Raw genomic sequence first — 10000 nt, forward strand, 5'->3', positions numbered from 1 at the left:
GAAAGGTCCCCGGATGCTGAGCCCGAAGGAGTTCCGGCACATGCTGGAAATCTCTCACCCGCAATATAGGGCGATGCTATTATTGGGGCTCAATTGTGCGTTCGGGAATACGGACGTGGCCCGCATCCCGCGAACCGCTTTCGATCTGGAATCCGGCTGGGTCGAGTTCCCGAGGCCGAAGACCGGCACATACCGCAAGGCGTGGCTGTGGCCGGAGACCGTCGAGGCCCTCCGCGTGTCTCCGAAACACACCCGCCAGCCGGCGGACCCCGGCGATAAAGAACTGATGTTTGTGACGCCGCGGAAGGGGCTGCCGTGGGTGCACGTGGAAATCCGCCCCGACAACACGCTCCGGGCCGTCGATAACGTCTGCAACACGTGGAAGAACATGTCTCACCGCGGGGGCGTCAAAAGAAACGGCGTCGGCTTTTACACGCTCCGGCGGACCTTCCGCACGATCGCCGACGAAACGCTGGATCAACCCGCGTGCGACCTTGTCATGGGGCACGTCGGGGGCGGCATGGCCGCCGTCTACCGTCAGCAAATCGGCGACGACCGCATCCGCCGCGTCTGCGAGCACGTCCGCCGCTGGGCGTTCGATCTTCCCGCCGAGGACTCCGAAAAATGAACCCGACCCCCGATCCGCCGCCCGCCCTGACCGCCGGTCAAGTGGCCGCCGAACTGGATGTGAGCGCCGCCACCGTCTGCGTCTGGTGTTCCACCGGGCAGCTACGGGCCGTCAACGTCTCCCGCAAGGTCGGCGGGCGGGCGTCATGGCGAATCGAACGGCGGGAACTGGACCGGTTCAAAGAGAGCCGGACGACCTCGCCGCCGCCCCCGAAACAACCCCGCCGTCGCAAGCCCGCCGACGTGATCGAGTTCTATTGAAAACGGCCGGCCCCGACGCCCGGGGCCGACCGCGAGCCCTCGTTCCCTTTATCTCCCGAGAGCATGGACACTATATCAAAACCGCCCGGACGCGGGGAGCGCCTAGCCGATTCGGACAAGTCCAAATCAGAGCCCCGCGGGCTTGATCGGGGCTGGACGGACGAAGATCGCCGCGGCCGGATCACGACCGGCACCGGCGTCCCGGTCGTCGCCGGTGCGGTTCGACTGGCAACCGTCACGATGGGTCGCACCGACGACCTGTTCGACGTGCGGTTCGTCATCATTGGACGCAACGGCGGCTACGCTCGCACCTTCGACGGTGCGTTCCGCCCGGAGACGCTGATCGACTTCGACCGGTTCCGGCGGGTCGCCTTGCGGAATCATCGCGTCCTCGCCCGGCACGCCGCCGCCGAGGCCCGCGGCGCCGCTGGCGATCAAGCATGGGCGGACGAAGTAGAACGGGCGATGGACGCCGGCGCCGAGGGTCGCATCGGGGCGCAGTCCTGATGGGTTACTCTAAATCCGAGGTTGAACAGTACCTCGCCGAGGTGGAAGACGGCCGGCGGTTCCCCGATCCCGATATCGAGGACTTCCTCGCCAAGCGGGACATTGAAGCCGGGATGACCGGCAAAGCGATCGACCGCAAGGAGCCCCGCGGCCCAGTCGGCAAAGCGTGGGACCCCGAGGCGGAAGCGGCCGCCGAGGCGGCGAAGATGCGGAAAATTGGAGCCGAGGCGGAGCCCGACCGGCTGCGATTGGAGTTCATGTCCGGGGCGGTCTTCGCCGCGGGCGACTGGACCGTGCCCGACCTGATCCCGAACGTCCTGACGCAAGGCGAGCCCTGCGTCATGGCCGGGCCGATGAAGTCATGCAAGACGACCACGTCGATCGACCTCGCCGCGTCGCTCGACATGCCCTCGCCGTTCCTGGGCAAGTGGCCCGTCCCCGAGCGCCGCGGCGTGGGGGTCGTGTCCTGCGAGAGCGGCCGGGCGACGATCCACGAAATCGCCCGCCGGGTGTACGAGCAGAAGGGCGGAGACTTCGCCAGCAACGGCATTCACTGGGCGTTCGACATCCCGACGCTAGACGACCCCGGGGCGCCGGACATGCTCGCCGACGCGATCACCGAGAACGCGCTCGACTGCCTGATTCTGGACCCGCTGTATCTGCTGCTGTCCACCGGCGGCGACGAATCCAGCGTGTTCAGCATGGGCAAGATGCTGCGGCCCATCGGGGAGGTGTGCCAGCGGACCGGGGCGACGATCATCCTTTGCCATCACGCGAAGAAGAACCGCCCCAATCACTTCGCCCCGCTGGAGCTTCACGAGATCGCCTATAGCGGGACGGCGGAGTTCGCCCGGCAATGGCTGCTGCTGGCCCGCCGGTCGGAGTTCGACCCGGTCAACGGCAAGCATGAACTGTGGCTGTCCTACGGCGGGTCCGCGGGCAACAGCGGGCTGTGGGGACTGGACATCACCGAGGGGCACCGCGGCGACCCCGGCGGCCGGGTGTACGTCCCCGAGGTGCTGAAGGCGACCGAGGCCCGGGAGGAGGCCAACGAGAGCCGCACGGCGGAGAAGCGGGAGAAGCGGAAGGCCGAGAAAGAGGCGACCATCAAAGGCCGCATGCGGGATATCGAGCGCTACCTCGCCGACCACCCCGACGGGGACACGGAGCGCCGCATCCTCTCCGGCTGCGGCATGAGCCCGGCCGCGGGTCGCCCGGCAATTCAGGCGATGAAAGACGCCGAACTGATTCGCCCGGTCCCGGTGTTCAGGGGCAACAGGAAGGCGCCGTACGAGGGTTGGCAACTGTGCCCCGAGCCCGGCGAACTGGACCTATGAGACAATGCGACACCCTCAATGCGACAACGGGATACGCATGGTGGCCACCGCGCACACACACAACCCCCCTTTAGGGGGGGTGTAGTGTCGCGATGGTCGTGCGGTGGGGGCGTGCCAGTGCTGGCGAAGAGCGACGGGAGGCACGGGAGGCACTTCCGCACAACGGCCCGGGATCAATCCTTTCGCGGTGCTCATGCGGAACGCCCTCCCGCGCCTCCCGCGACTCCCGAGCCCCGCGAAAGTCGGGCATGCCGAACTTCTGGCCCGCGGGTCCTTCCCGACGCCCCCGCCGACCCACGCGACACCCTCACCGCGACTTTTTTTGAGTTAGTCCGTCCGGCCTGCCGTCCCCCTGATCGCCCGATGCCCGATCGTCTCAAACTCCCCTGCAAGTTCTGCGGCGAGCGGAACACCGCCGTCCAGCAAACCATCGGCTGCGACGAAGCCGGCAACATGGTCCGCAAGCGGGTCTGCCCGGACTGCGGGCGGGGCTTCCGCACCTACGAGACGACGAAAAAACCATATCTGGTGATTCCTCCCCGGAATTGATCGACCGGGCGACGTGACCCGTAGCGCGGCCGGTCGTCGCCGCGACGATGGGGGCATGAACGCCGCACCCGACCAATCCGCCGCACTGCTGGGCCTGATCGCCCGCGGTCCCGGCGCTCCGCCGTTGTCGTTCCCGATCGGCACCGACGACGCCCTCAGGATCGCCGAGGCGTGTTGCGTCCCGGTGCCGCCGAAGGCCCTGCCGGAGTTCCTGAACGGGGTCGGCCCGTTCGCTCTGCCGGCCCCGGACCTGACGGACGACGGTTCCGGCTGGACCGCGGCCGACGTGCTGAACCTAATCGAGTTCGGCCGTCACCTGCGGGCGGTCGCCGAGCGGGCGGTCGACGACGACCTCGCCGACCGGCGGGACCTGCGGCGGCTGCACTGGGGGCTGATCGGCGAAGCCGAGTTCCTCGCCAACGTCGGGGAGCGCCACGCCCGCCGCGTCGCCGAACTGGACAAGTCCAAATCGTCGCTGCTGTCCGCCGCGGCCGACGCTCCCCGGGGCGACGAATGAGCGAGCCCGCGACGATCCACGGCCGGGCCGTCGAGGTGACGCTCGCCGCGAAGACCGCCGAGGCCCCGTCCCCGCGGTTCGCGCTGCTGGCCTATACCGGCGTCCCGATGGACTTGGGGCGGGAGCATCCCGTCGTTATCGACCTCGCCACGCAGACCGTCACCGCGAAGGCCCGGCCGGTCCTGCGGGATCACGACGCGAACCGCGTCGTCGGACACACCACCGAGGTGAAAGTCACCCCCCGCGGGCTGGAAGTGGCCGGGGTGGTGAGCGGCGAGAACGCCGATTCCCGCGAAGTCGTCGCCAGCGCCCGCAAGGGGTTCACCTGGCAGGTTTCCGGCGGGTGGCGAATCACCGAGCCGATGGAGCGAGTCCCCCGGGGCCGCACCGCACAAGTCAACGGCCGGACGATCGAGGGTCCCGCCCTGATCGCCCGCCGGACCCGTCTTCAAGAAGTGTCGTTCGTGTCGCTGGGCGCCGACGACGACACGTCCGCCGTCGTCGCCCACACCCCCAACCCGAGCAATCGACCCGTGACCATCGACAACGACGACGCCCCCGACGACGGGGGCGACATGCTGCACGCGAACGGCGCCCCGGTGCGGTTCGTGGACACCCGCGACGGCGCCGGATCGGCCCTAGAGGCCGCCGAGATTCGCCGGCAGCGGGGAATCCTCGCCGTCGCCGCCAAGTATCCGACCCTCGCCGTACAGATGCCCGACGGTTCCACCGGTTCGCTCGCCGACTTCGCCATCGAGGCCGGTTGGTCCGCGGACAAAACCGAGCTTCACGCGATCCGCCACAGCCGCCCCAGCGCCCCCGGCCCCCGCCGCGGGGTCGGGGAGGGTCCGTCCCGGCAGGCCGTCGTGACCGCCAGTCTCGCCCGTTCGCTGGGCGTCCCGGGCGAGCAACTCGCCGCGGACCCGGCGATCGGCGAACAGGCGGTCGACGCCGCGACGGCCCCCGACGTTCGGGATATCGGTCTGCACGGCCTGCTGCACGCCGCCCTTGAGGCCGCCAACGAGCCCCGCCGGCACGGCCGCGTCACCAACGACACGATCCGGGCGGCGTTCCGCTCCGCCGGTTCGCTACAGGCGACCGGGTTCACGACGATCAGTATTCCCGAGGTGCTGTCCGCCGTCGCCAATAAGGCGATGCTCGCCGAGTACCGCAACGTCCCGACCGTCTGGCGGGAGATCGCCGCCACCGCCAGCCTGAGCGACTTCAAACCGCATAACTTTTACCGGCTGGAAACCGTCGGCGGTTATCGCAAGATCGCCGCGGACGGGGAACTGAAGCACGTGAACCTCGTCGATGCGAAGTTCGACGTGAAGGCGGACACGCACGGGGCGATCATCGCCGTCACCCGTCAGGACTGGATCAACGACGACATGAGCGTCCTAGACAGCCTCCCGGCGAAGCTGGGCCGGCTGGGCGCCGTGAAGGTCGAGGAGGAAGTGCTCAAAGCCCTGTTGGCGAATCAGGACGCGATGTTCCACGTCAACAACGGGAACCTGCTGTCGGGGGCGAGTTCCGCCCTGTCGGCGGAGGCGATCGAGTCCGCGGAACTGCTGTTCCGCAACGCCGTCACCGCCGACGGCCGGCCGATCCTGTCGATGCCGAACCTGCTGTTGACCGGCACCGATCAGGCCGTGAAGGCCCGCCGGCTGGTGTCCGACCTGTCGACCGCCGAGAGCGTCGGGGACGGCAACGCCGGCGGCACGTCGTCCACCGTGACGTTCAACGGCAACCCGTTCCGCGGGTTGAAGACGGCCGCGTCGCCGTACGTCAACAACACGCGAATCCGGGACGCCGAGGGGAACGCGATCACCGGGCAGGGCGACGGGCAGTGGTTCCTGTTCGCCAACCCGGCGGACCTCGCCGCGATCGTCGTCGGGTTCCTGAACGGCCGGCAGGAGCCCACCGTCGAGACCGGATCGACCGACTTCGACACGCTGGGCGTGGCGATGCGAGCCTATCACGACTGGGGCATCGGTATCCGTGACAAGGCCGCGGCGGTGAAGGCCGCCGGGGCGTGACCGTCAACCGGCGTGGCAAACCTCGCCCGTTCGGTTCGCCTTTCCCGAACGGGTGTCACGCCGGGCGGCGGGGCTCAGTCGGCCCGGAGTTTTTCATGGGCTCCGGGGAGCCCCGCCGCTTTTCCTCCCGCCGGGGCGGCGGGGCTCACGTCAGCCCGGGGTTCCCGCCTCCCCCGGGGAGCCCCGTCGCCCTTTTCTTTTAGATCGACAGCCGGACGCATGACGACCGCCCCCGCCGAGCCCTCGCTGGGCGACCTGATCGCCGAGTTCCACGAACGGAAGGCGCTTGCCGAGGCGGCGGATGTCGAAATGCGGCGCCGATCGGTTCGCTTGGCCGCGGCGTTGCATGTGCTGAGCACGGCGAAGACGGCAAGCGCCCTGACGGTCGCGTTCGCGTCGCTTTCGCCGGGGCAGCGTGAGGCGGTTCTCGCCGCCGCGGCGGACTCTCTCTCCCGCGTGCGGTTGTCCGCGACGGCCGCGGCGATCTGTTCCCATCCCCTCGCCCAAGGCTGAACGATGCCGGTTTCGTCAACGGAGATTGTGTTCGATTCGACCGATAAAGGGATCGCGAGTACGTTTGAGAAGATCAGTCGCAATCAAGACCTATTAGCTCAAAAGCTCGACAGGACGGCAAAGGCGAGCGAGCGGGGGGCGAAAGCGGCGGAGAAGGGATGGCGCCGCGTTGGGGACGTGCTGATCGGCGGCGGGGGCATCCTGTTTGCGACCGACATGATCCGGCGTGGAACGCAGCAGGCGATTGCCGAGTTCGAACGCCTAAAGAGCATCCAGAAGGAGGCAGCGGGGGCAAACCTTGAATTGGGCAAGGTGCTGCCGCAAACAGTGCGAAATGCCGCGGGCTTGCTGTCTGCGAAAGAGGTTGAGTCTCGCGTCAGTGAGATCAGTCTCGACACGGGCGTGAAGTCGGCCACGATCGCTAAGGCGCTGGGCGATGCGTTCTCCGCCCGCGGGGCCACGAACAAGGCCGAGGCCGAGGAAGCCGTCGCCGCGGTTCGGGCCGCCGCTAGGTTCGCTCCGGAACAGGACGCCGGTTCGCTCGCGTCCCTCGCCGGGGCGTCCGTGGACGTGACGCGGCGGTTTGGCACGACGCCCGAGCAGTCCATCGGGTTTCTGCAAAACGTCGGGCAGCAGAGCCGGGTTGTGGACCTGCAAAGCCTCGTTCAGAACGTCGCCCCCGCGGTCGGCAATCTGACCGCCGACGGGGAGACCGCCCAAGGAGCCGGGGCGCTGGTATCGGTCCTCACGTCCGCGACTGGCGACTTCACCGGCGCCAGCAGCGGAACGGCGGCCCTGCAACTCGACAAGCAGCTGCGGAAGATCGGTCACAACAACTTCGAGGCCGGGATCGCCGCGCTTCAGGCGGACCCCGCGGCCCGTGCGGCGTTCCTGGCCGATAGCAGTTTTGAGGCGAAGGCGGAGCCCGCAATCCGGGCGTTGCTCGACCCAGCGTCACAACTGGCCCGGGAGTTCGAGGCGGCCCGTGTTTCGATCGGCAACTTCAAGCAGGGCGCCGAGACCTACCACAATCAGATTGCCGACGTAAACAGGCTGGAGAGCGTGCAAGTCGCCCGGCTGGACCGCGCCAGAGAGGCCGGCGTCGATCGCCTGAAGCTATCCAACGTCGGCGGAGCCACCGCGGCGGTGTCGCGGCAATTCCTAGAGGAGGTCAACCTCGCCGCCGGCAACAGTCGCGTCGACTCGTTCCTGTCGGAAGCCGCGGCCGAACTGGAAACGGGCGGTGCCCCAACCGTGGCCGCCGTCGAAAGCCGCATTCGACGGCAGGGCGGATTGCTGCGGTCGCCGAAGATGGTTGGCGGCGGGTTCAACGTCTCCGCTTTCGAAGTCGAGGCCACCGCCGAGGAAAAGCGAACAGGCGACCTACTGGTTCAGATCGCCGACACGCTGAGGGAGATCCAGAAAAACGGGAGCCGTTCTCAACAGGTGGAGATCGTCCGCGATCTGACGAAGCAGATGGTTCCGCGGGCCAAAATGATGGAAGCCCGCCGCTGATCTGGACTAGTCCGAATTGCTGACGGCCGCGGCGATCTGGGCGAGCACACCGACGATGTGACAGGCGAAGTGGACCGCCAACCCGAAGACGGCGGCGTCCCACGCCCACCCGGCGATCGTGAGTGCGTCCGCGAACGCCGCCCGGCCGGAGAACACCGCCACGACCGCGGCGATCAGAATGAAGGCCGCTACGACGTAGGCGAGGGTCGCGACCGTTCGCATTCCGGAGGCGAATGTCAGTGACGTAGCGTGCTGCGGTTTGGCGACCTGCGGCCCGGTGCCGTATCCGCCCACCGGAATCTTGCCCATCGGGTCGTGTGGCACGGTGCGATCAGTAGTCATGCCGCACGATGGCCGTTCGCCGAGTGAGGACGCAACCGTTCTCGCCACGCTGAACGGTTGAACCGCGGCGCCATTCGGTAGGATGTCGCTATGGTCCGCCGGACCCCCGCCGCCGCCGACGAACGAGCCCCACGGATGGGCCGACCCCCGAAAGAGCCGGACCTCACGACCTACGCCGGGCGTCTGGGCGCCCGCCTGCGGGCGTTGCGGGAGGAACGCGGGTGGAGCGTCGAGGAAGCCGCCGCGGCCCTTAGGGGGGCGTCTGTGGACGTGACGGACAAGACGGTCCGAAACTGGGAGCGGGGCGACAACACTCCCACGATTGACAAACTGCCGGGGATCGCCGCGACGTTCGGCGTCTCCGTAGATGCTCTGCTGCCGACCGAATAGCAGGCGGTTCGGTTGTAACGGTTGACGTTCGCCCGACCCCCGGGCAAACTCCCGCCGCCGGTCTGCAATTCCGCACCCGGAAAAGAGGAACGGCCCGCGTCCCCCCTCAGTCTGGCAACCGAGGAACGCAGGCCGTTTCGCCCACCCCTGTTCGAGAAGGCACGATGAGCCTAACCGCTACCGTTCTGCCCCGCAAGTCCGCCGCCCATCCGTTCGAGGCGAAGGCCGACCAATGGCACGCCGAACGCCGCCGGGAGGCCGCGTGGGACGCCGCCGACGCCGAGTGGGGCCGCGTCGCCCTGCAAACCTACGATGGCTCCTCGCTCAACGGCACGACGGAGTTCTGGACCGCCGCCGAGGTGGCCCGACTGCTGGGCGTTCCGGTGCTGCTGCTGGAAGCCCTCGCCCCGGCCGATCGCCGGGAGGACGGCAACGTCTACGACCCGTCGATCGTCGCTGCGGCGATGACGGAGATTCAGCGCCTCCGCCGTCTGCGGCAGGCGAAGTAGAGACCCCCTCCGCCCGCCCCGGGGGAACACGCCGGGGCGGGTGTTGTCACTGACAACGGCGACCCGTTGTCAGTGACGTTTTCAAAGCATTCCAAGAGGCCCCGAGACCGAACCTTTCCCCTGTTTTTGCAGCGTAGGAAGGCAATACGCCGCCCGCCGCCGCATGGCTCAAAGCGAAGGGGTTCGAAGACCCCTCCGCCCTCACCGATAGGGCGAAACCGGGTTCCGTTGTCGGGGCTGACAACTTTTCCGACAACCCCGCCGCCCGACCGCCCCCGATGAGCAAGCCGAAGAAGCCCTATAAGACGTTCCCGCTGACGCCCCGGACCGACGGCCGGTGGTGCAAGCGCATCCGCGGGCAGGTTCACTATTTCACGGGGACCGCCGACGAAGCCCTCGCCGCGTACAAGGCCGTCGCCGACGACCTGCACGCCGGCCGGACCCCCGCCGCCGCCGCGAAGGGGGCCGTTCAACTGCGGGACGTTCTCAACGTCCTGCTGACGCATCAGCGCCGTCGGGCGGACGCCGCCGAGATCGCCCCGCACTCTTTCGAGGAGTGGAGGCGAAATGCCGACCTGCTCGCGTCGCACTTCGGGCCGGGCCGGGACCCGCTGTCGCTCACCCCGGAAGACTTCGCCCAGTTCAAGGCCGCGATGATCGACCGCGATTGGGCGCTGAGAACGGTTCGCACCCGCATCAACTACACGAAAGCGATTTTCCGGTTCGCTTATGAGGAAGGGCTGATCGAGAAGCCGGTGCGGTTCGGCCCGCGGTTCAAAGCCCCGCGGATGCGTTCCGTACGGGCTGAGACGGCCGCGAAAGGTCCCCGGATGCTGAGCCCGAAGGAGTTCCGGCACATGCTGGAAATCTCTCACCCGCAATATAGGGCGATGC

At 68.1% G+C, this 10000-nt stretch carries 13 protein-coding genes; 12 read left to right on the forward strand and 1 reads right to left on the reverse strand.

The genetic code is table 11. The features are described 5' to 3' along the window. The 9 genes from ACE1EF_RS19515 to ACE1EF_RS19550 form a co-directional block, all read left to right on the forward strand. The coding region (locus ACE1EF_RS19515; RefSeq protein WP_375722389.1) for a hypothetical protein at positions 1–628 on the forward strand (628 nt) is incomplete at its 5' end. Then, positions 625–888: a helix-turn-helix domain-containing protein gene (locus ACE1EF_RS19520; RefSeq protein ID WP_375722390.1), complete on the forward strand. Its 264-nt coding sequence runs from the start codon at positions 625–627 to the stop codon at positions 886–888. The genes ACE1EF_RS19515 and ACE1EF_RS19520, both read left to right, overlap by 4 nt. Positions 889–951: 63 nt before the next feature. Continuing rightward, on the forward strand, positions 952–1395 hold the full coding sequence (locus tag ACE1EF_RS19525; protein ID WP_375722391.1) for a hypothetical protein: 444 nt from the start codon (positions 952–954) through the stop codon (positions 1393–1395). After that, positions 1395–2732: an AAA family ATPase gene (locus ACE1EF_RS19530; protein WP_375722392.1), complete on the forward strand. Its 1338-nt coding sequence runs from the start codon at positions 1395–1397 to the stop codon at positions 2730–2732. Before ACE1EF_RS19525 ends, ACE1EF_RS19530 begins: the two co-directional genes overlap by 1 nt. 363 nt (positions 2733–3095) lie before the next feature. Continuing rightward, the gene (locus tag ACE1EF_RS20110) at positions 3096–3281 is read left to right on the forward strand and encodes an NrdR family transcriptional regulator (protein ID WP_473774517.1); all 186 of its coding nucleotides are present in this window, start codon (positions 3096–3098) and stop codon (positions 3279–3281) included. Between the two features lie 55 nt (positions 3282–3336). Next, positions 3337–3798, forward strand: coding sequence for a hypothetical protein (locus ACE1EF_RS19535; RefSeq protein ID WP_375722393.1), 462 nt, complete (start codon positions 3337–3339; stop codon positions 3796–3798). Next, positions 3795–5837 (forward strand): phage major capsid protein, encoded by a 2043-nt coding sequence (locus ACE1EF_RS19540; protein WP_375722394.1) that lies wholly within the window; start codon positions 3795–3797, stop codon positions 5835–5837. The genes ACE1EF_RS19535 and ACE1EF_RS19540 overlap by 4 nt, the downstream gene beginning before the upstream one ends. Positions 5838–6056: 219 nt before the next feature. Then, on the forward strand, positions 6057–6350 hold the full coding sequence (locus tag ACE1EF_RS19545) for a hypothetical protein (RefSeq protein WP_375722395.1): 294 nt from the start codon (positions 6057–6059) through the stop codon (positions 6348–6350). Positions 6351–6353: 3 nt separating this feature from the next. Beyond that, positions 6354–7865, forward strand: coding sequence for a hypothetical protein (locus tag ACE1EF_RS19550; RefSeq protein WP_375722396.1), 1512 nt, complete (start codon positions 6354–6356; stop codon positions 7863–7865). 6 nt (positions 7866–7871) lie between these two features. Here ACE1EF_RS19550 and ACE1EF_RS19555 read toward each other — a convergent pair whose 3' ends face one another. Then, positions 7872–8207: a hypothetical protein gene (locus tag ACE1EF_RS19555; RefSeq protein ID WP_375722397.1), complete on the reverse strand. Its 336-nt coding sequence runs from the start codon at positions 8205–8207 to the stop codon at positions 7872–7874. Positions 8208–8342: 135 nt separating this feature from the next. Here ACE1EF_RS19555 and ACE1EF_RS19560 point away from each other — a divergent pair, with 135 nt between their 5' ends. From ACE1EF_RS19560 to ACE1EF_RS19570, 3 genes are all read left to right on the forward strand, one after another. After that, positions 8343–8597 (forward strand): helix-turn-helix domain-containing protein, encoded by a 255-nt coding sequence (locus ACE1EF_RS19560; protein WP_375722398.1) that lies wholly within the window; start codon positions 8343–8345, stop codon positions 8595–8597. Between the two features lie 164 nt (positions 8598–8761). Then, positions 8762–9106, forward strand: a complete 345-nt coding sequence (locus ACE1EF_RS19565) for a hypothetical protein (protein ID WP_375722399.1) — start codon at positions 8762–8764, stop codon at positions 9104–9106. 278 nt (positions 9107–9384) lie between these two features. Further along, positions 9385–10000, forward strand: a 616-nt coding sequence (locus ACE1EF_RS19570) for a hypothetical protein (protein WP_375722400.1), incomplete at its 3' end; no start/stop codon positions are given.

It is taken from the genome of Quyinboa sediminis (genome assembly GCF_042219855.1).
In the GTDB taxonomy this organism is placed as follows: Bacteria; Bacteroidota; Bacteroidia; order Bacteroidales; family UBA5342; genus JBHJHP01.